This window comes from Aliidiomarina minuta (assembly GCF_003987145.1).
Taxonomy (GTDB): domain Bacteria; phylum Pseudomonadota; class Gammaproteobacteria; order Enterobacterales; family Alteromonadaceae; genus Aliidiomarina; species Aliidiomarina minuta.
In genome coordinates this window covers 2022893-2042465 of sequence record NZ_PIPL01000001.1, presented here as the reverse complement: position 1 = coordinate 2042465, position 19573 = coordinate 2022893, and the positions used below count along the sequence as shown (strand labels likewise).

General features: G+C 50.2%; 19 protein-coding genes. 14 read left to right on the top strand and 5 right to left on the bottom strand.

Translation table 11 applies throughout. The annotated features are described in order from the left end of the window. Window positions 1–3 precede the first annotated feature (3 nt). Genes CWE09_RS09795 through CWE09_RS09785 form a run of 3 tightly spaced genes read left to right on the top strand, consistent with a single transcriptional unit; the run spans window position 4 to window position 4803 of the window. The gene (locus CWE09_RS09795; RefSeq protein WP_198679698.1) at window positions 4–2043 is read left to right on the top strand and encodes a transglycosylase SLT domain-containing protein; all 2040 of its coding nucleotides are present in this window, start codon (window positions 4–6) and stop codon (window positions 2041–2043) included. Further along, window positions 2006–3352, top strand: coding sequence for a Xaa-Pro dipeptidase (gene pepQ, locus CWE09_RS09790; RefSeq protein ID WP_126803779.1), 1347 nt, complete (start codon window positions 2006–2008; stop codon window positions 3350–3352). Before CWE09_RS09795 ends, pepQ begins: the two co-directional genes overlap by 38 nt. After that, a complete protein-coding gene (locus CWE09_RS09785; RefSeq protein WP_126803959.1) occupies window positions 3352–4803 on the top strand; it encodes a TrkH family potassium uptake protein in 1452 nt (483 codons plus the stop codon). The genes pepQ and CWE09_RS09785 overlap by 1 nt, the downstream gene beginning before the upstream one ends. A gap of 13 nt (window positions 4804–4816) precedes the next feature. Here CWE09_RS09785 and trkA read toward each other — a convergent pair whose 3' ends face one another. From trkA to def, 4 genes are read right to left on the bottom strand one after another with little or no spacing between them, the layout of a single operon-like run. Beyond that, the gene (gene trkA / locus CWE09_RS09780) at window positions 4817–6193 is read right to left on the bottom strand and encodes a Trk system potassium transporter TrkA (RefSeq protein ID WP_126803778.1); all 1377 of its coding nucleotides are present in this window, start codon (window positions 6191–6193) and stop codon (window positions 4817–4819) included. A gap of 12 nt (window positions 6194–6205) precedes the next feature. Continuing rightward, a complete protein-coding gene (gene rsmB, locus CWE09_RS09775) occupies window positions 6206–7504 on the bottom strand; it encodes a 16S rRNA (cytosine(967)-C(5))-methyltransferase RsmB (RefSeq protein ID WP_126803777.1) in 1299 nt (432 codons plus the stop codon). Beyond that, complete coding sequence (gene fmt, locus CWE09_RS09770; protein ID WP_241974333.1) at window positions 7497–8444, bottom strand: methionyl-tRNA formyltransferase; 948 nt, start codon at window positions 8442–8444, stop codon at window positions 7497–7499. Before fmt ends, rsmB begins: the two co-directional genes overlap by 8 nt. A gap of 8 nt (window positions 8445–8452) precedes the next feature. Next, complete coding sequence (def, locus tag CWE09_RS09765) at window positions 8453–8965, bottom strand: peptide deformylase (protein WP_126803775.1); 513 nt, start codon at window positions 8963–8965, stop codon at window positions 8453–8455. 148 nt (window positions 8966–9113) lie between these two features. Between def and dprA the strand changes: the two genes are divergently transcribed. Genes dprA through CWE09_RS09730 form a run of 7 tightly spaced genes read left to right on the top strand, consistent with a single transcriptional unit; the run spans window position 9114 to window position 14335 of the window. After that, a complete protein-coding gene (gene dprA, locus CWE09_RS09760) occupies window positions 9114–10205 on the top strand; it encodes a DNA-processing protein DprA (RefSeq protein WP_126803774.1) in 1092 nt (363 codons plus the stop codon). 3 nt (window positions 10206–10208) lie between these two features. Next, on the top strand, window positions 10209–10682 hold the full coding sequence (locus CWE09_RS09755; protein ID WP_126803958.1) for a DUF494 family protein: 474 nt from the start codon (window positions 10209–10211) through the stop codon (window positions 10680–10682). Between the two features lie 2 nt (window positions 10683–10684). Next, on the top strand, window positions 10685–11254 hold the full coding sequence (locus CWE09_RS09750; protein ID WP_126803773.1) for a DNA topoisomerase family protein: 570 nt from the start codon (window positions 10685–10687) through the stop codon (window positions 11252–11254). A gap of 34 nt (window positions 11255–11288) precedes the next feature. Beyond that, window positions 11289–11858, top strand: coding sequence for an L-threonylcarbamoyladenylate synthase type 1 TsaC (gene tsaC / locus CWE09_RS09745; RefSeq protein WP_126803772.1), 570 nt, complete (start codon window positions 11289–11291; stop codon window positions 11856–11858). After that, window positions 11855–12790 (top strand): oxygen-dependent coproporphyrinogen oxidase, encoded by a 936-nt coding sequence (hemF, locus tag CWE09_RS09740; protein ID WP_126803771.1) that lies wholly within the window; start codon window positions 11855–11857, stop codon window positions 12788–12790. The genes tsaC and hemF overlap by 4 nt, the downstream gene beginning before the upstream one ends. Beyond that, window positions 12783–13610 carry a 23S rRNA pseudouridine(2604) synthase RluF gene (gene rluF / locus CWE09_RS09735; RefSeq protein WP_126803770.1) on the top strand — a complete coding sequence of 276 codons (828 nt, stop codon included), beginning with the start codon at window positions 12783–12785 and terminating at the stop codon, window positions 13608–13610. The genes hemF and rluF overlap by 8 nt, the downstream gene beginning before the upstream one ends. Before the next feature lie 26 nt (window positions 13611–13636). Next, window positions 13637–14335, top strand: coding sequence for a hypothetical protein (locus CWE09_RS09730; protein WP_126803769.1), 699 nt, complete (start codon window positions 13637–13639; stop codon window positions 14333–14335). Here the strand turns inward: CWE09_RS09730 and CWE09_RS09725 are convergent. Then, complete coding sequence (locus CWE09_RS09725) at window positions 14332–14757, bottom strand: group II truncated hemoglobin (protein ID WP_126803768.1); 426 nt, start codon at window positions 14755–14757, stop codon at window positions 14332–14334. The genes CWE09_RS09730 and CWE09_RS09725 overlap by 4 nt on opposite strands. On the opposite strand from CWE09_RS09725, the gene aroE reads away from it, so the two are divergent. From aroE to CWE09_RS09705, 4 genes are read left to right on the top strand one after another with little or no spacing between them, the layout of a single operon-like run. Further along, on the top strand, window positions 14756–15556 hold the full coding sequence (gene aroE / locus CWE09_RS09720) for a shikimate dehydrogenase (protein ID WP_126803767.1): 801 nt from the start codon (window positions 14756–14758) through the stop codon (window positions 15554–15556). The genes CWE09_RS09725 and aroE overlap by 2 nt on opposite strands. Next, window positions 15553–17430, top strand: coding sequence for an SLC13 family permease (locus CWE09_RS09715; RefSeq protein ID WP_126803766.1), 1878 nt, complete (start codon window positions 15553–15555; stop codon window positions 17428–17430). The genes aroE and CWE09_RS09715 overlap by 4 nt, the downstream gene beginning before the upstream one ends. 30 nt (window positions 17431–17460) lie before the next feature. Then, a complete protein-coding gene (locus CWE09_RS09710; protein ID WP_126803765.1) occupies window positions 17461–18186 on the top strand; it encodes a TetR/AcrR family transcriptional regulator in 726 nt (241 codons plus the stop codon). 21 nt (window positions 18187–18207) lie between these two features. Beyond that, on the top strand, window positions 18208–19410 hold the full coding sequence (locus CWE09_RS09705; protein ID WP_126803764.1) for a DUF945 family protein: 1203 nt from the start codon (window positions 18208–18210) through the stop codon (window positions 19408–19410). Window positions 19411–19573: the final 163 nt, after the last annotated feature.

Genomic DNA, 19573 nt, shown 5'->3' with positions numbered 1-19573 from the left:
ACAATGCAAACAAGATTTAAACAGGCGTTTAAAAGTATCGCCGTTTTGAGCATTGCTGCTTTTAATCTGAACGGAACCGCTGCGGCAGCTCAATCACTTAAGTTGCCAGAACTGTTTTTTGAACCTTTGCCGACAAAAGTTGAACGCCAGCGCGATGGTTTTATCAGCGCGGAGCGGAAAGCCGCAAGCGCCAATGAATATGAGTTCTCGCAACTTGCAGAAGACTACGGCGACTATCCCCTATGGCCTTATATAGAGTCGGCGTACTTACAAAACAATATGTCTTTGCAAAAAGAAAGTCAGGTATTGAGTTTCATGCAGGCGTATCAGGGAACCACAGCAGAACGCCGAGTGCGCAATGCCTGGCTCGCCTTTCTGGCGCGCCGAGATATGGATCAGCGTTATATCCGTGATTATATTCCTCGTGGGGATGCTCATCAGGATTGCCGTTATTTGCGTTTTCGCTGGGAAGCGGAAAATGACATTGAGGCGTTATCGAGTTTAATCGAACGCCGTTGGGTAAGAGGGCAAAGCCAGCCTCGCACTTGCGACCCGGTATTTGCTGCCTGGGAGGAGGCGGGAGAGCGCACCGATGATATGGTGTGGCGTCGTCTTCAATTGACGTTTAATGAGCGAGAATGGCGGTTAAGTCGTTACCTGATCGGTCTTTTGCCCGAAGCACAGCAGGTGCTGGCAGAGAAAGCATACCGCATACATCGCTCGCCAGCTCAGGTGGGCGAATTTGAGAAGTTACCAGCAGACGACCCTCGCAGTATGCAGATAGTAACGAATGCTCTGCGCCGTCTGATTTGGCAGAATCAGGAGCATACACTTCGGCTCTGGCCTCAAATAGAAGCTCATTTTGAGTTCGATGAGGCGCAGGTGCAAGAGATGGAGGAAGCTTTTGCTATCGCGCTCGCCGTACGCGGTCATGACGAAGCGACGCTCTGGTTTGAGCGCCTGCCAGCTGAGCGATTAACTAGCGGCGGAAGGCACTGGCAGCTTGCCAGCCTCTTAAGAGGCCAGGATTTTGAGAAGGTGCTGAACTTCATCGAAAGTTTGCCTGTGGAACTGGCGGATGAAGCACCCTATTTATATTGGCAGGCTCGCAGCCTTGATGAATTAAAGCGGCCGCTGGAAGCGGATGTTGTATGGGGTGAACTTGCCACACGGCGTCACTATTACGGCTTCATGGCCAGTGCCCGTATGGGTGCAGAACCTAGTCTTAATATAGCCCCCTTAGTTTATGACCCTGAGTCTGTGGACGCCCTGGCTAAGCGAGATGGGGTTAAACGTGCCTATGAATTTCTGCAGTTGGGCAAGCTGATGGAAGCCCGCAGTGAGTGGAACCTGGTACGCAGTCAATTAACAGAAAACGAGCGTAAACAAGCCGTCATTCTGGCTAGTCGCTGGCAATGGCTGGATCAGAGCATTCACGAATTGGCACGATTAGGTTTAGGGAATGATGTAGAAAGACGATTTCCACTTGGTTTCCAGGAAACTCTGACTAAATATGCCACACAGCAATCAATTGACCCCGCCTGGGCTTTTGCTGTAATTCGACGAGAAAGCGCTTTTCAGGCGGACGCAGTATCTCCAGTGGGTGCTCAGGGACTCATGCAGGTTATGCCTGATACAGCGGAATACCTTTTGCGACGAACACCCGGACGTCCAAGAAGCCGATCGCCGGACTTACATCATCCGGAAGAGAATATTCGTTTAGGCACCCGTTATCTGGCCGATCTTTTAAGACGTAATGATAACAACTGGCTACTGGCGACAGCGTCCTATAACGCCGGCATTAATCGTGTGCGGGAATGGTTGCCTGAGGGACAGCTTGCTGCTGACCTCTGGATTGAGACCATTCCATATCAGGAAACACGGGATTATGTAAAAGCGGTCTTGGCTTACCAGCAAATATATACGATGCTACTAGGCCGGGATGATAATATCCTGGATCTGGTGCATTCGATGCGCATTCTTGAGAATGGAGGCGTTTGCTATTATGCCGAGGCGGACACAAAACCGGACAATCTTTGCTGATTTGTTTGGAAATCATATTGCGCTGTTGAGTGAGCGTTATGAACGCTTGCTACAACGGGAGCAAATCGATGTGCTGGCGATTCACAGTGGGCAAGTGAAACGCCAGTTTTTGGATGATATGGAGTACCCATTTAAGGTTAACCCGCACTTTAAAGCCTGGTGCCCCTTACTGGATGCACCTAATTGCTGGTTACTTATCCGGCCGGGTAAAAAACCTGTGCTGGTTTTTCATTCAACAGAAGACTTCTGGACTCAGCAGGGTCGGATTGATGACGAGTTCTGGTTGCCCAGGTTCCACGTGGAACTTATTAGTACACCAGATGCTATCGATCAACACCTGCCGTACGATAAAGCCCGCTGCGTTTACCTGGGGGAGCACATAGAGGTAGCCCTGGCCTTAGGCATTGAGGAGGTTAACCCTGAGCCTGTTATGAGTTACCTGCATTATCACAGACTATTCAAAACAGACTATGAGCAAGCCTGCCTGCGTGAAGCTAACGCCATTGCAATACAGGGCCACGAAGCAGCGGAAGCCGCTTATTTTTCCGGCGAATCGGAGTTTGGCTGTTGGCTTGCGTATATTCAGGCTACCGGGCAAGGACCCAATGAAGTGCCTTATGATCACATCATTGGGCACAACGAGCATGCAGCTATCCTGCACTATTCCGTTCAGTCGCGTCAGGTTATAGCTGAGAACCAGCGGCGGAGTATGATGATAGATGCTGGCGCAAACTGTCGGGGCTATGCTGCTGATATCAGCAGAACATACGCCTGGCAGGAAGGCGATTTTGCGCAGCTGATACGAGCTGTAGACGGCCTGAGTCGGGAGCTTGCTGGTAAGGCCACACCAGGCACTACTTTTGCGCAGCTACATGAGCAGGCACACCTGTCACTTGCGCAGATTCTAAAGGATTTCGGACTGGTCAATATGCAGCCTCAGGAAATGATTGAGAACCAGGTGACCAGTGTATTCATGCCGCATGGGCTGGGTCACATGCTGGGGCTTCAGGTGCATGATGTTGGTGGTAACCTGGCAGATGAGCGCGGATTAGTGGTTTCACCACCAGATTTGTTTCCAACACTTAAAACAACCCGTAAGATAGAACCTGGACAGGTATTTACCATTGAGCCTGGCCTCTATTTCATCGAGCCTCTGTTACAGCGTCTGGCAAATACCAGGGCTGGGCAGAAGATAAACTGGAAGCGTGTTGATGAATTCCGCCCTTATGGCGGCATTCGCATTGAGGACAACATCATCATTCATCGCGATAGAAATGAGAATCTGACTCGTGAACAAGGACTTGCTTGATGCAGGTTCGCTCGATACTACGTATTCTGGGACTGCTGGTTGCGGTTTTCAGCGTCGCCCTGTTGCCACCTGTGGTGCTTGCATGGATATACGGCGACGGCGGGGCGGCCGCCTTCTTCCTGGCCTTTTTGCTCAGTCTCTTCATCGGTTTCATATTGTGGTTTCCAAATCGTGACCGCCGGGCCGACCTGAAAACCCGCGAGGGTTTTATAATTGTGGTGATGTTCTGGGTCGTGCTGGGTACCGTTGGGGCTATTCCTTTTTGGATGCCTGACAATTTTAGCCTGAGTTTCACCGATTCTATGTTTGAGTCGTTCTCCGCGTTAACGACCACAGGTGCCACGGTACTAACCGGCATTGACGAACTTCCTCACGCCTATCGCTTTTACCGTCAGCTACTGCAATGGCTAGGGGGTATGGGTATTATCGTGCTGGCAGTCGCTATTTTACCGTTGTTAGGCATTGGAGGTATGCAGTTGTATCGGGCTGAGACACCCGGGCCCATGAAAGATAATAAAATGACCCCCCGTATTGCAGACACTGCTAAGCATCTTTGGTATATCTATTTTGGCATTACTCTAGCCTGTACGCTGGCATACTGGGCGGCGGGGATGGACCTTTTTAATGCAGTTGGCCATGCGTTCTCGACGGTGGCTATTGGTGGCTTTTCAACCCATGACGCCAGCATAGGTTATTATGACAGCTGGATTATTAACCTGATTTGCGTCATTTTTCTGCTTATTGCGGGGGCTAACTTCGCATTGCACTTTGCTGCATTCCGCGGGAAGTCATTACGTAACTATCTACACGACCCCGAATTACGTGCGCTGCTCGCGATTCAACTGGTACTTATTCTGATTTGTGTGGCTACTTTACTGGTCTACCGTTGGTATGATGGCGTCGGGCAGGCGGTGACGCACGGGATGTTCCAGGCGGTATCCATAGCTATTACCGCTGGTTTTACGACTGAGGACTACTCAGCCTGGCCCGTTTTCTTACCTGTAATGCTCATCTTTGCCAGTTTTATCGGTGGTTCTGCGGGCTCTACCGGCGGTGGCCTTAAAGTAATTCGAGTGTTGCTGTTATACCGCCAGGGGGTGCGTGAGCTAAATCGACTGGTTCACCCGAAAGGTGTTTTCAGCGTCAAATATGGTCAGCGAGCTTTACCCGATCGGGTGATTCAGGCGGTATGGGGATTTTTCGCCGCTTATGCGCTGGTTTTTGTCTTTATTATGCTGGGCTTTATCGCTACCGGTCTGGATGACTATTCCGCTTTTGGGGCTACGGTTGCCACGCTGAATAACCTGGGACCTGGATTGGGGTCTGTTGCCGCTAATTTTCAGGACGTTTCCTCAGCAGGCAAGTGGCTGGCGATCTTGTCCATGCTGTTTGGACGCCTTGAAGTCTTTACCTTGCTGGTGCTCTTTACTCCCACGTTCTGGCGTGGCTGATAAACCGCAAGGGTCAGAAGAATAAAGCGCTGGGTTCGAACAGGCGCTCGACATCACTGATGTATTTTTTGTCGACCAGAAACATTACTACGTGGTCATCTGATCTTATGATGGTTTCATCATGTGCTATTAATACTTCTTCACCGCGCACAATGGCACCGATGGTGGTGCCTGCGGGCATTTTTATTTCGCGAATTGATTTACCAATTACCTTGGAGGTTTTTTCGTCACCGTGGGCAATGGCTTCAATAGCTTCCGCGGCGCCTTTGCGTAGCGAATAGACGTTGACGATGTCACCGCGGCGAATATGGCGCAACAAAGCAGAGATGGTAGCGTTCTGCGGTGAGATGGCGATATCTATATCGCCGCCCTGTACTAAGTCTACGTAAGCACTGCGTTGAATAAGCACCATGGTTTTCTTGGCGCCCATGCGTTTCGCCAGCATAGCGGACATGATATTGGCTTCGTCATCGTTAGTAACAGCAACAAAAACATCAATATCTTCGATATGTTCTTCGCTCAGCATTTGCTGATCTGAAGCATCGCCGTGAAGTACCAGAGTATTCTGCAACTCCGACGAAAGATACTCAGCGCGTTCCAGGCCTTTTTCAACCAGTTTTACCCGGTGAGTTTTTTCCAGTTGTTTAGCCAGGCCAGCGCCAACATGGCCGCCCCCCACAATCATGATGCGGCGGTAAGTATCTTCTAATCGTTGCAACTCTTCCATAACCACACGGATATTGGCGGTCGCCGCGACAAAGAAAACTTCATCATCAGCTTCAATAATAGTGCTGCCGAGCGGCTTTATAGGCCGGCCCTGACGAAATATTGCTGCGACCCGGGCATCGATATTCGGAATATGTTCCCGTAGGGTCGAAATGGCATGGCCCACTAGTTTGCCACCATAATAGGCTTTTACCGCCACCAGGCTGACTTTACCCGCGGCAAACTCCATTACTTGCAAAGCACCGGGGTAATCAATGAGGCGTTTAATATAAGCCGTCACCAGCTGTTCTGGGGCTATCAGGTGGTCGACGGGCATATCCTGATTATGAAACAGCTTTTCTTTATAACGAATGTACTGCTCCGAGCGGATGCGGGCAATTTTTGTTGGTGTATTAAACATGCTGTAAGCAATCTGGCAGGACAGCATGTTAACTTCATCAGTGCTGGTCACTGCGATTAGCATATCCGCATCATCAGCGCCCGCAGCCTGCAAAGTATCCGGATGTGCGCCGTTTCCGACAACAACCCGGAGGTCGTATTTATCCTGCAGTTCACCAAGCACATGGCGGTCGAGATCGATGACCGTTATTTCATTTTGCTCGCCGACCAGGTTTTCAGCCAGCGTTGCTCCGACCTGTCCTGCACCGATAATTATTATTTTCATTGTGGTATCCGCTCACTCTTGCTTTTGAAGCCGCGCATAAAAAAATCCATCCAGATTATTCTGGCCTGGGCGCAGTTGCCACCCGCTTTCATCATCAGCATACAGGGGATCATAATAGGCATCCGGATGCGAGGCCAAAAAAGCCGCTACTTGCTGATGATTTTCCTGTGGTAATACGGAGCAGGTTGCATATAACAAGGTACCACCAGGTTTAAGAAGTTGCCATTGGCAGGCTAGTATTTGCGCCTGTAATTCGGTGAGCTGGTCAATATCAGAGTCACGACGTAACCATTTTATGTCAGGATGGCGGCGAATGACGCCCGTTGCCGAGCAGGGTGCATCCAGTAAAATGCGGTCAAATTGCTGCCCGTCCCACCAGGTGTCAGGGTTTGCAGCGTCCCCTTGCTGACAGTTGGCGTGCAGTTGCAAACGCTGCAGGTTCTCTTCCACCCGTGTCAGCCGAGTAGCATCAATATCTAATGCGCTAACCTGGCAGTCGCAGCGTTCCAGAATATGCGCGGTTTTGCCGCCAGGTGCAGCACAGGCATCCAGAATGCGCTCGCCGGGTTGAGCATTCAGTAATTGAGCCGCGTACTGCGCCGCGCCATCCTGCACTGACACCCAGCCTTCGCTGAAGCCGGGCAGGCTATGTACATCAACCGGGTGCTGCAGGCAAATGGCCTGTTCCAGGCCAGGTTGTGTGGTGCTTTCGAGGCCCTGTTGTTGAAGCAAATGAGCATACTCAGCCACACTATGATGGCGTATGTTTACGCGCAGCCACATAGGAGCCTGAGTGTTATTGGCCGCCACTATAGCAGGCCAGTATTCGGGGTAGGTTTCTTTGAGCCGACGTAATAACCAGCCCGGATGGCCCAGAATTTTATCCGGTAAGGATGCCAGCTGTGCTTCCAGACTTTCTTGCTGGCGCTGATAGTTGCGCAGGACAGCATTGACCAGACCTTTTAATGCTTTTTGTCGTAGCAGAGCGCAGGCGTTAACCGTTTCTGCGATGGCGGCATGGGAAGCTGTGCGCATTGAGCGGAGTTGCTGCAGGCCAACGAGGATAAGATAATGTATTACGCGAAGTTTACTTCTCAGCGGCTTATCAAGCGCCTGCTGAACCAGCCATTCAAGCGCCGGGAGGTCACGCAGTACGCCAAATACGATGGCCTGAGTAAAAGCTTTATCGCCCGCTGAGAGACTGAATTTTTGCTGCGCCTCAGGCATCACCTGATTCAATGAGCGCTCATGCTGCAGGACCTGTTGCAGGCAAAAAGCGGCGGCGGCACGAGCTGTTGCCGCGTTATTCATGCTGGCTCAGTATGACACCTGGCTGGAACAGGGCCGCCCGCGCATTGAGTACGTCGGCTATCGGCATAGCTTTTTTGCCCGGTGGTTGCAGTTGGGTGATGTTCAGTGCGCCTTGCTCGGTTTGGACCCGAAGGCCGCTTTTATCTGCCTGTAAAATGGTGCCGGGCAGCGCATTTGCTTCGCCCTGGCATACATTCGCTTGCCAGACTTTAAAGCGCATTCCTTCGAGCGTAAACTCAGTACCCGGCCAGGGTGTGAAAGCCCGGATACAGCGCTCGATAAATTCCGCATCCTGTTTCCAGTCAATCTGAGCTTCCTGTTTTTTCAATTTCTTCGCATAACTGGCGTTGCTGTCGTCCTGCGGTTCAGGATTACAGGTGCCGTTTTCGAGCTGGGTCAGAGTCTGTAATAAGGCTTCCGGTCCCAATTCGGCAAGCTTGTTGTAAATTGAGGCTGAAGTATCCTGATTCTCAATAGGAATGCTTCTTTTCAATAACATAGGACCGGTATCCAGCCCTTCATCCATTTGCATGATGGTGACACCGGTTTCTTTGTCACCAGCCCAAATGGCACGCTGAATAGGTGCCGCTCCGCGCCAGCGGGGTAATAAAGAACCGTGCACGTTGACGCAGCCAAGACGTGGTATTTCGAGAACCGCCTGAGGGAGTAGCAGGCCATAAGCCACCACGATCATGATGTCAGCCTGATAGGAGGCCAGCTGCTGTTGTGCTGATTCACTCTTCAGGCTTTCTGGTTGTTCAATCGATATCTGATACTGAAGTGCCAGCTCCTTAACGGCGCTAGCCTGTAATTTTTTACCGCGCCCGGCGGGCCTGTCAGGTTGTGTGTATACCGCCACTACTTCGTGATGGTTATTGTCCAGCAGTGCCTGTAAATGGCGCGCTGCGAAATCCGGAGTGCCTGCAAAAATAATACGCACGTGTATCCTTATGCCTCGCGGGCGGCGAGTTTGGCTTCTTTTTCCAGTTTCTTACGGATACGGTTGCGTTTCAAAGGCGACAGGTAGTCAACAAAAAGCTTACCCTGCAAGTGATCCAGCTCATGCTGGATGCAGATTGCCAGCAATCCGTCTGCTTCGCGTATGAATTCATTTCCGTCACGATCCAGCGCTTTCACTTTGATTTCGCTGGCGCGTTCCACTTTGGCGTAAACGTTTGGAAAGCTCAGGCAACCTTCTTCATTTTCATGCATGCCATCACGTTCAATGATCTCAGGATTGATAAATACCAGAGGTTCATCCTGATTCTCCGAGCAATCAGCTATAAAAAAACGCTTATGCACGTCGACCTGCGTTGCCGCCAGGCCCACGCCGCTTGCTTCGTACATGGTTTCAAACATGTTGTCGATGACATTGCGCAGGGCGTCGTCAACGTCAGCCACGGGTTTGGCTACTTTGCGCAGACGGTCGTCCGGATACTGTAAAATTTCCAGGGTGGCCATTGGATCTACCTCTTGTATTTCTGTTGCAGTGCAAGCTATCGCCTAATTTTAACGGGAACCCCCACTAAATAATAGTGCCTGGGCTTGCACTTTGGTCGTTCATAGCAAATATATAAGGATTATTTATGCAGATGACAAGGATGGCATCATGTGGACACAGCAAAGTATAGGGCAATGGTTATCGTTATTACTGGCTCCGGCTCAGCTACACGAGTTATTAAGCAGGCATCGTGTGCAGGGAAATCTGGCGCAGAATGCGGAACAGCCTTTTGCCGGCCTCAGCCGATTCTGGCAGCAACAGATTCCTAAAGCTCCCGACGCTTATATAGAAACCACGTTGAGATGGCTGGAAGAGGACGACCGCCATTTTTTATTAACCCGGGCCTGTGCTGATTATCCGGAAGCTTTAACTCATATTCACAGGCCGCCCTGGTTGTTATTTGGCAAGGGCGACAAAAGTTTACTGGATAAACCGCAGTTGGCAGTAGTGGGCAGCCGCAGGGCTTCTCATTACGGCTTACAACATGCGACACAGTTGACCGCGGACTTAACTCGCTGCGGCTGGGCTATCTGCAGTGGTATGGCGTTGGGCATAGATTCGGCTGCCCACCATGCCGCGCTGGAGCAGGGGGCCGATACCATTGCTGTACTGGGCTGTGGCCCTGACATTTGTTATCCGCCTAGAGCACGGGAGCTATACCGGGAAATAGGCGATAAAGGTGTACTGATTTCTGAGTTTATTCCCGGTACTTCGGCACGAAGCGATCATTTTCTGCGTCGCAATCGTATAATAACTGGACTAAGTCAGGGCGTGTTAGTGGTTGAAGCCAGTATTCGTAGCGGTTCACTGGTGACCGCGCGTCTTGCCTTAGAGCAGAACCGTAACGTGTATGCGTTACCTGGGCCGGTCACTCAAAGTAGCTATCGAGGTAATCATCAGCTTATACAAGAGGGCGCGATTCTGGTAACCTGTGCTCAGGACATTTTGGCTGAATTGCCTGCGTTGCAGGGGGCCATGGAACTACCTGAAAATATTGAAAACAGGTCGAAAGTGGTGTCAACAGGGTTGGCAAATCAACAAATGTTAGCTAACGTAGGCTTTGAGACCACGTCAATTGACAGCCTGGTCGAACGTACTTGTCTGCCAGTGGCGTCGGTCATGAACCAACTGATCAGTTTAGAGTTGGATGGATGGGTAACAGCTGTACCTGGCGGTTATGTCAGGGTGAGGAGGGAATAAATGATGTTTGATATCCTCATGTATCTATTTGAAAACTACGTCCATTCAGAAATGGAAGTGGTAGTAGACCACGATGAACTGACTGATGAGTTGACCCGAGCGGGATTCCATCAACAGGAAATCAATAAAGCACTGGCCTGGCTCGAACGCCTGGCCGATTTGCAGGATAGCCAGCAGACACCGTATTTGAATGCGGCGCCGCAGGCGACTTTCCGTGCCTTTACTGCGGGTGAAATGGCGCGACTGGACAGTCCCAGCCGTGGCTTTTTAATGTACCTGGAGCAAATAGGTGTGCTTGATTTTACCACTCGCGAAATGGTGCTGGATCGGGTGATGGAGCTGGATACACAAAGCTTTGCCCTGGAAGACCTGAAGTGGGTGGTATTGATGGTGCTCTTTAATGTACCGGGTCGCGAAGATGCCTACTCGCAAATGGAAGGTCTTATTTTTGAGGAGCCGGAAGGCTTCATGCACTAAATATGACAGAGCAGAATAAAGATGCTGCGCTATTCTCGGCGCAGCATTCTGATGCCGACACTAAACCCTGCCCGCGTTGCGATGGTCAGCTGCGAATCAAGCATATTGGCCAGAATAGTTTCTGGGGTTGTTCCAATTACCCTGCTTGCGATTATACCCGCTCATTGCAGGAAACCTCCGATTTCGAGCCCCAGCCTCTGCCCGATGCTTATTGTCCTGAGTGTGAGCATCCGTTACTGCTGAAAAAAGGTCGTTTTGGCTTTTTTATCGGCTGCAGCAATTTCCCGAAATGTGATTATATTGCTGATCCTGATGCCGAAGAAGAACAGGGTGCGCTGGCAGATTGCCCACAATGTGGCAAAGGTTCGCTTATTGAACGCAGTAATAAGTACGGCAAAGTTTTCTATCCTTGTGACGCTTACCCCAAATGCCGCTATGCGTTAAATGATAGACCTGTGGCGCAGACATGCCCGGATTGTGGCTGGCACGTATTGGTTGAAAAGAAAAGTGCAGCGGGAGTCAGACTAAAATGCCCGCAAAAATCCTGCAGTTATAGTTCAGAGCCTTTATAATGCAGTCTGAATTATTATTGAGGAGCCTGGCCGCATGACTAATTATACCCCTGAAACTTTTATTCCGGCTCGTGATGCTCTGGCCCGGCATGGCGTTATTGCTTATCCCACCGAGGCTGTATTTGGTCTGGGCTGTGCCCCTTATGATGAAGTGGCCGTACGTCGTTTACTGTCTCTCAAGTCTCGTTCTGCGGAGAAGGGACTGATTCTGATTGCAGCTGATTATAGCCAGCTTCTGGACTATGTAGACGATAAAAAAATATTGCAGGATCAGCGCTTTAATGTGCTGTCTCACTGGCCGGGTCATACTACACTAATACTTCCGGCGCGGCCGGATGTGCCCTCATTCCTACGTGGCCAGCATGACACCATAGCGGTGCGGGTAACCGCCCATGAACCGGCGCGACAGTTGTGTAAGGCGTTAGGTACGGCGTTGGTGTCTACCAGTGCGAATCGTAGTGGCGAGCCCGCGTTAACTTCAGCCGAGGCAGTTAGAAACACCTTTGGTGAAGACATTGACTGGATTATGGATGCCGAAGTGGGCAAGGCTACTCAACCGAGCCGTATTATTAACCCGCTGACTAAGGAAGTTATTCGCTCATGAAAGAACATGCCTATCTCGCCGAAGTGAAAACTTATCTGCTGCAGTTGCAGGACAACATTTGTCAGCAGCTGGAAGCTTTAGATGGCGGTGCTTCATTTCAGGAAGATAGCTGGCAGCGGGAAGCTGGGGGCGGTGGTCGTTCACGGGTGTTAAAGCAGGGACGGGTGTTTGAACAGGGAGGCGTTAATTTCTCTCATGTGTATGGTGCCCAGATGCCTGCGTCAGCAACCGCGCACCGACCAGAACTGGCCGGGCGCAGCTTTCATGCCTGCGGCGTTTCGCTGGTCTTGCATCCGCGTAATCCGCATGTGCCAACCAGCCATGCGAACGTGCGCTTTTTTATTGCGGAAAAAGCTGGCGAAGAGCCTGCCTGGTGGTTTGGCGGTGGTTTTGACCTGACACCTTTTTATCCTCGTGAAGAGGACGCCGTGCACTGGCACAAAACAGCCAAAAAAGCCTGTGATGCTTTTGGTGCCGACTATTATCCACGCTATAAACATTGGTGCGACGAGTATTTCTATTTGCCACACCGCGAAGAAACCCGGGGTGTAGGGGGGCTGTTTTTTGATGACCTGAACTGCAACCTGAAGGGCGAGAAAGATTTTGCGCATGCCTTTGGCTTGATGCAGTCGGTCGGTGACCATTTCCTGCCTGCGTATGCACCTATTGTGGAGCGTCGTAAAGATACCGAATACGGAGAAAGAGAACGCCAGTTTCAGTTGTACCGTCGTGGGCGTTATGTTGAATTTAACCTGGTCTATGACCGCGGCACCCTGTTCGGATTACAAACCGGTGGCCGCACAGAGTCCATTTTAATGTCCATGCCGCCTTTGGTGCGCTGGGAGTATATGCATACACCCGAGCCAGGAACAGCAGAAAGCCTTTTGTATGAACGTTACCTGAAACCTCAGGACTGGTTGGCCAATGAGTGATTCCAGTGCTACTAAGCGGTTGAACAAGTGGATCAGTGAGACTGGAATCTGCTCACGCCGTGAAGCGGACAAGCTTATTGCAGAGGGGCAGGTGCGGGTGAATGGGCAACCCGCAGAAATGGGTTTACAGGTGGGCGCTTCCGATCAAATTGAAGTTCGGGGGCAATTGTTAACTAGCAAACCTGATTCTGTGTACCTGGCATACAATAAACCTGTGGGCATTACTTGCACCACAGAGCGCAAGGTGCGGGGCAATATAGTTGATGCCGTCAACTATGAACATCGTATATTTCCCATCGGAAGATTAGATAAGCCTTCGGAAGGTTTGATTTTATTGACTAATGATGGTGATATTGTAAACAAAATCTTGCGTGCGGGTAATGAACATGAGAAAGAATACATAGTTACCCTGGAACGCCGCTTTGATGATGAGTTTTTACAGCAGATGCGGCGCGGTGTGCCTATTCTGGATACGGTTACCCGGCAATGTAAGGCGGATCGCATAAATGGTCGCACCTTTCGTATTGTGCTGACGCAGGGGTTGAACCGCCAAATACGGCGTATGGCTGAGTACCTTGGTTATGAAGTGGTGAAGCTGAAGCGAGTGCGTATTATGCATATCGACCTGGGTGAGTTGGCGGTGGGAGAATGGCGCCAGTTGGCGGGCAGTGAATTACGCCTGTTGGAGCAAAAGTTACAACACTCAATTAAAACAGAAGATACATCGAAGCAGCGCTCGCGCGGTAACAGAAGTGCTGTAAAAAAAACTAAATCTAAACCCGCGAATACATCGGCAGGCTTTCGCTCTCGTAAGCGGTAATTCGCATAGCTAAATAGGAAAGGACTATGGAATATATAATTATTATCGCACTGGTGGCTGCTGGCTTCCTGTTTTTTCGCAGTAGTGTGCTGGGCAAACAAAAACCAGAAAGTAAACCAGCACCAGAGGAAACAAAGCCAACCGCTGAAGCCAGTGAAACGGTTTCTGCTCCGGTAGCAGAAAAGTCGGCGCCAGCGACAGCAAAGAAAAAAGCACCAGTGAAGACATCACCAGTGAAGACAGGAAGGGAGTCAGCCCCTGCTGCAAAAGTTAAAACAGAATCAAAAGAACCTGCAGTAGCAAAAGAAAAAGTAGCGGCTCCAACGGTAACTCCGCAGACAGGGGCGCTACCAGAACCGGTTGTGGCCCAGATTGATGCACTGCAAGGCACTCAGGATCCTTTGTCCCGTCATCGTCTTTATGTGCAAATTACGGATGCTACCTACAAGGACCGTAAAACAGCAGACGTGAGAGAAGCTTTTAAGCATTATGCTGAACAGCATGTGAATGAGTTTAAGAAAATCAAACCGCTGTTAAAGAAACAAAATGGTGGCAAGTTGCCGCAGGTGCTTACTTTCCAGAACTATGCAAATGTGTTGATGGAAGACGGGCAATACGATAAAGCTATAGCGGTGTGCGAAGAGGCTCTGGCTCACGGGCTGGACGATAAAACCAGAACCGGCTTTAAAGGGCGCATTGAACGTATTCAGGCCAAAGCGAGCTAGGATTCAGCTGTATTTATCATATGGTGGGCAAGGCGCGTAAACTGCGCCTTTAGCTGTTGTTTAAGCAGGGGATCCTGTACCTGCTCATTAAGTACCACGTACATACAGTGTAACCATTGGTCGCGCATTTTAATGTCAATGCTAAAGGGCAGGTGGCGAGCGCGCAATCTGGGGTCGCCATATTTTTCAATGAATAGTTGGGGACCGCCTAGCCAACCGCTTAAAAATTCAAAAAATTTTAGCCGTATTGCGGTCATGGGCTGTGGATGTATAGCCAGCAAATCACTGGCTTCAGGATCGCTTTGCATGATGTCGTAAAAGCGCTCGGCCATTGCCCTTACCGCTTTCTCTCCACCTAGTTGCTGATACTGAGAAGGTGTTGCAGTTGTCGGCTCAGTTTTTTTAAAGAAGCGGGATAACATGATACCTCTGGCAGTTTTCGGCGATCCTATTGAGCACAGTCTTTCGCCTCGTATTCATCAGCTGTTTGCCCAGCAAAGTGGAGTCGAAGTCGATTATCGACGTATTTTAGCACCCGAAGCCAGCTTTGCGCAGCAATTAGCTGATTTCTTCGCGAAGGGTGGTCAGGGCGCTAACATCACTCTGCCGCATAAAGTCCGAGTACTTGAGTTGATGGATAAGGTCAGCGCCCGGGCCGCGATAGCTGGCGCGGCAAATACGCTTTTTCTGAAGGACGGTGTTGTGGTTTGTGATAACACTGACGGCGAGGGCCTGGTCAGGGATCTGACTCGGTTGCGGGGACCTTTAAATGGAAGCCATGTGCTTATTATGGGGGCTGGCGGAGCGACCCGAGGGGTTATTCAGCCGCTGCTGGAAGCCGGTGTGTCCAAACTCAGTATAGGTAACAGAACTCTGGCTAAAGCACAGCAACTGGTGACAGACTTTGACAAAAAAGCATTGCAGTTAGCTACTCCAGAACAGTCAATGCGCCCTGATATCCTTATTAACGCAACTGCCAGTGGCCATTCAGGACTGGCTCCGGTATTGCCCGCGGATTGGTTTACTGGCCACCCTTTCTGTTATGACCTGAGTTACGGCAAAGCTGCTGAGCCGTTTCATCAACTAGCTGCTGAAAAATCCTGTGAAATGACGGATGGTCTTGGCATGTTAGTGGCGCAAGGCGCTGCCAGCTTCACAATATGGACTCAGGTTGAAGTTGATTTTGTCGCTGCTTTGACCAGCTTACAGGGTGATTTATGAGTTTTGACCAGCTCACTATTATCGTCATCTTACTGTTGGCAGTTGGCATGTTTATCTGGGGCCGCTGGCGCCATGACATGGTGGCACTAGCTACACTACTTGCTTGTGTTTTCATGGGATTGGTTCCGACTGATATTGCTTTTGCCGGATTCGGCCACCCGGCGGTTATTACTGTAGCCTGCGTCCTGGTGTTAAGTAGTGCGCTGCAGTCTTCCGGTGCCGTTGACGTGTTAGCTCAGAAAGCACTGCCGAAAAACTCAGGACCGACGGTGACTATTGCTTCGCTCACCGCTCTGGCGGCGGTTATGTCCGCATTTATGAACAATGTCGGCGCCATGGCGTTGCTGATGCCCGTGGCGATTCAGCTTGCCGGGAAACTGGATATGCCACCCGGAAGAGTTCTGATGCCAGTCGCTTTTGGTTCCATTCTGGGCGGCATGACCACCTTGATTGGTACCCCTCCGAATCTGATAGTATCGGGTTTTCGCAGTGAAGCCGGGGCTGAGGGTTTTGCGATGTTTGCCTTTACGCCTGTTGGCATAGTAGTGGCGTCCGTAGGTGTTATTTTTGTCGCTTTGCTGGGCTGGCGATTGGTTCCGGAACGCAAACGAATCGACGCGTCCAGTTTTGATACTGCCGCCTATATTACTGAGGTCCGGGTACGTAGTGAAGGCAAAACCGATGGCATGCGGGTTTTTGAACTGGAAAAAGCGCTGGATGAGCATGATGCGCAGGTGGTCGGCATTTTGCGGGGTAACGAACAGGTGACAGCCCCGAATCCGCGGCGGAAGTTGAAAGCAGACGACATCCTGGTACTTGAAGCAGATCCTGAATCTTTGGGCGGCGCGTTGTCCAGCCTGGGGTTAAGACTTCAGGAAAGCGTCAAGCCAGAGGACAGCAAAGACGGGGAGGAAGAGCATCAGCGGCCCAGCATGTTTATGGGACGGGCGGTGACCGCGGCGTCGCTCAGTAAAGAACAAAAAGAAGAGCAGGACAAAGAAAAAGAACGCAGCAGTGGTGATGTTGTTATTATGGAACTCAGTGTTTTACCAGATGCTGAGATCATAGGCCGGGCTGCCAGTGATCTGGCGCTGCGTACACGTTATTCGGTAAATTTACTGGCGGTCTCCCGTCAGGGTCAGCATAATATCAAACGCATCCGGCATACCAGGCTGCGTGCCGGTGATGTATTACTAATGCAGGGTGATGCGGAAAATCTCGCAGAATTTGCTTCGGATTTTGGCTGCGTACCTTTAGCTGAGCGTGAAATACGGGTGCCCAGTAAGCGTAAGGCTATTCTGGCTACGGCAGTTATGGGTGGAGCAATTGCGGGGGCGGCCTTTGGGCTGCTGCCTGCCGCTGTTTCTTTCGCGGCGGGGGTACTGGCGGTGATGGTTCTTAAGGTAGTGGCCCCACGTAAAATATATTCCGCTATTGACTGGCCTGTCGTGGTTCTGTTGGCGGCACTGATACCAGTTGCAGGGGCTATGTATACCACTGGCACTGCAGACTTAATAGCGCAGGTTATGCTGAATACTCTGGCGGGTGAAAACAGCGTCATCGCTCTGGTGCTGATTTTATTGATAACCATGATGTTGTCAGACTTTATGAATAATGCGGCGACGGCGGCGGTGATGTGTCCGATAGCCTTGAGTACAGCCAATCAGCTTACGGTGAATGCGGATACCTTTTTGATGGCCGTAGCCGTGGGAGCTTCCTGTGCTTTTCTGACGCCCATAGGGCATCAGAATAACACTTTGATATTGGGGCCTGGTGGTTTTAAGTTTGGTGATTACTGGCGCCTGGGTGTGCCTCTGGAAATTATTGTTATAGTGGTGGGTATACCGGCCTTACTGCTATTCTGGCCTTTATAAAAATAGCGCATTGAACATAAGAGGGTAAGTATGACGGACGTACTGGGTGATAAGCAGCGCGCGCGCACGGCAAAGGAAAAAGACCGTCGGCGCGACAGTATAGTGCAGGCTGCGCTGGAATTGTTTTTGCAAAAACCAGCAAAGTTACCCACCATGAGCGCCATCGCAAATCGCGCTGGCGTCGCTAAGGGTACTACTTATATCTATTTCGATACCAAGGAATCTATTTATCTGGCTTTACTGGAAGATGAGCTGCACGGCTGGCTAAAACATATAGAGAAAGAGCTGGAGTATCACGACAAAGACCCGATGCAGCAGTTAATGCGGTTACTTATGAGTTTTGCGCAGAACCAGCCTCATCTTTGGCCCTTATCCAGTCTTAGTCATGCCGTTATAGAAACGAATATTGATAGCAAAGCGCTGCTTTCATATAAGACCAAGCTTGCACAGAAGTACCGGGCGACAGCCCGGGCAATTCGTGAGCATCTTAATTTGCCAGAAAAGCACGCCGCAGCAACGGAAGCTATGCTCATGCAAACCTATGCATACCTCCTTGGAAACTGGCAGGTTTGTAATCCCCCTGCTAGTATCAGCCGCTTGCTTAAAGGCCCTAGCTTCAGAGTTTTACAACCTGATTTTACCGAATCCAGTCGACAGGGATTAGAGCAACTCTGGACCGGCTTTATTGAGCAGCAACGCAAAGAAGAAGGCGGTGCAGGTGTTTTGAATCGTCTGTTTAATCGTAATCGTAGTTAAAATTTAAAAAGGATATTTATCATGAAATCGGTGTTTCGCTGGCTATTACCATTGGCTGTAGTGGTCATTTTAGTTTATTTGTTTCTAGTCTGGTTGACCGGTAGTCAGACGCGTCAGGTGGCTGCGGAACAGGTGGCTGCTTTTCAGGAGTCAAACCCGCAGTTTAACGCTGACTTAAGCTGGCAGCGGGAAGGTTTCTGGAGCTCTGAGGCCACTTTAAGAATGACCCTGGATGTACCAGAGGCGGATTTGGATGAATCTTTTGTCATTCAGCAGCCTATGCATATACGGCACAGTGTATTGCGCTCATTTGTGACTGGTGAGCTGGAAGTTTCCATGGCCGATGAAGATCTCATTGCTATGGTGTTTGGCGATCAGGTGGTACGAGTCGAAGGCACGCTGGGCTTAGGTGGGGTAAGTTTTGACTATCAGGTTCCGGCAGTTGATTACCAGATTGATGATGTAAGAATTACCGCTGAAGCTTCGCAAATACAGGTCGTATTTACTCAGGATGAGCAGCACTCTCGTTTACATTTACCCAGTCTTAATTTTCAGCCTCTTTATGCGGTCGATTCGGATACTAACCAGGAAGGGCTATTTGTCAGTGAAGTCGTAGCTATCAGCCAGACGCGTCTGGAAAATGGCGAGCCGTCTGAGGGCAGCAGCGAATTCCGCTTGCTGAATATGCGCATGATCACACCAGGTGGGCACCTTCAGGAACTTGATAACTTAGCTGTAGATGTTCATTTTCAGCGGGAACTCGATGTGCTCAATGCGCAGCAAAAAACTGAAATCGGCAAATTTAGTTACGGTGACGTTGAATTTACCGGTGAGTTGGAAATGAATGTAACTAACCTGCCTTATGATGCCTTTACCAGGTTTTCACGAAGCCCGCAGTCAGAAGAAGACATTCAGCATCTGGTTGCGGCAGTGCAACATAGCGATGCGTTACTGCGGCTCGAGAATTTAAGCATAGACTCTGAAGGCTTAGGCAACGTTCGCGGTCAGGGCGAGTTTTATCTGCATGACAATATGGCTTTTGATCAGAATTATGAAGGTTCTCTTTTAGACTTTATCAATGGTCACATTGAGTTTTCTGAACTGCCCATGATGGTGCAGCTATCTTTGGCTGAAATGGTTAGTGGTGATTTACCCTGGCGTCTGGAATGGCAGCATGGTGAACTGTTAATCAACGGAGAGCCCCTGAATTTAATGGCTCAGTAAGAGAGTAATAAACATCAGTATTTTTAGAGCAAAGTATTGTTAAGCTTTGCGCTGAAAATACTGGATTAACGACACGGCTGTGGTAACCTACTCGACCGGTCATTTGCTATGATCGGTTCGCTGAACTGATAACACATCTTGCTGGCGTCTCTGTCAGCTTTAT

Excerpts from the sequence above, each read along its gene's own strand:
- CWE09_RS09795 (WP_198679698.1), top strand. The coding sequence starts at position 4 with ATGCAAACAAGATTTAAACAGGCGTTTAAAAGTATCGCCGTTTTGAGC.
- pepQ (WP_126803779.1), top strand. The coding sequence starts at position 2,006 with ATGCCGAGGCGGACACAAAACCGGACAATCTTTGCTGATTTGTTTGGA.
- CWE09_RS09785 (WP_126803959.1), top strand. The coding sequence starts at position 3,352 with ATGCAGGTTCGCTCGATACTACGTATTCTGGGACTGCTGGTTGCGGTT.
- trkA (WP_126803778.1), bottom strand. The coding sequence starts at position 6,193 with ATGAAAATAATAATTATCGGTGCAGGACAGGTCGGAGCAACGCTGGCT.
- rsmB (WP_126803777.1), bottom strand. The coding sequence starts at position 7,504 with ATGAATAACGCGGCAACAGCTCGTGCCGCCGCCGCTTTTTGCCTGCAA.
- def (WP_126803775.1), bottom strand. The coding sequence starts at position 8,965 with ATGGCCACCCTGGAAATTTTACAGTATCCGGACGACCGTCTGCGCAAA.
- dprA (WP_126803774.1), top strand. The coding sequence starts at position 9,114 with ATGTGGACACAGCAAAGTATAGGGCAATGGTTATCGTTATTACTGGCT.
- CWE09_RS09755 (WP_126803958.1), top strand. The coding sequence starts at position 10,209 with ATGTTTGATATCCTCATGTATCTATTTGAAAACTACGTCCATTCAGAA.
- CWE09_RS09750 (WP_126803773.1), top strand. The coding sequence starts at position 10,685 with ATGACAGAGCAGAATAAAGATGCTGCGCTATTCTCGGCGCAGCATTCT.
- tsaC (WP_126803772.1), top strand. The coding sequence starts at position 11,289 with ATGACTAATTATACCCCTGAAACTTTTATTCCGGCTCGTGATGCTCTG.
- hemF (WP_126803771.1), top strand. The coding sequence starts at position 11,855 with ATGAAAGAACATGCCTATCTCGCCGAAGTGAAAACTTATCTGCTGCAG.
- rluF (WP_126803770.1), top strand. The coding sequence starts at position 12,783 with ATGAGTGATTCCAGTGCTACTAAGCGGTTGAACAAGTGGATCAGTGAG.
- CWE09_RS09730 (WP_126803769.1), top strand. The coding sequence starts at position 13,637 with ATGGAATATATAATTATTATCGCACTGGTGGCTGCTGGCTTCCTGTTT.
- aroE (WP_126803767.1), top strand. The coding sequence starts at position 14,756 with ATGATACCTCTGGCAGTTTTCGGCGATCCTATTGAGCACAGTCTTTCG.
- CWE09_RS09725 (WP_126803768.1), bottom strand. The coding sequence starts at position 14,757 with ATGTTATCCCGCTTCTTTAAAAAAACTGAGCCGACAACTGCAACACCT.
- CWE09_RS09715 (WP_126803766.1), top strand. The coding sequence starts at position 15,553 with ATGAGTTTTGACCAGCTCACTATTATCGTCATCTTACTGTTGGCAGTT.
- CWE09_RS09710 (WP_126803765.1), top strand. The coding sequence starts at position 17,461 with ATGACGGACGTACTGGGTGATAAGCAGCGCGCGCGCACGGCAAAGGAA.
- CWE09_RS09705 (WP_126803764.1), top strand. The coding sequence starts at position 18,208 with ATGAAATCGGTGTTTCGCTGGCTATTACCATTGGCTGTAGTGGTCATT.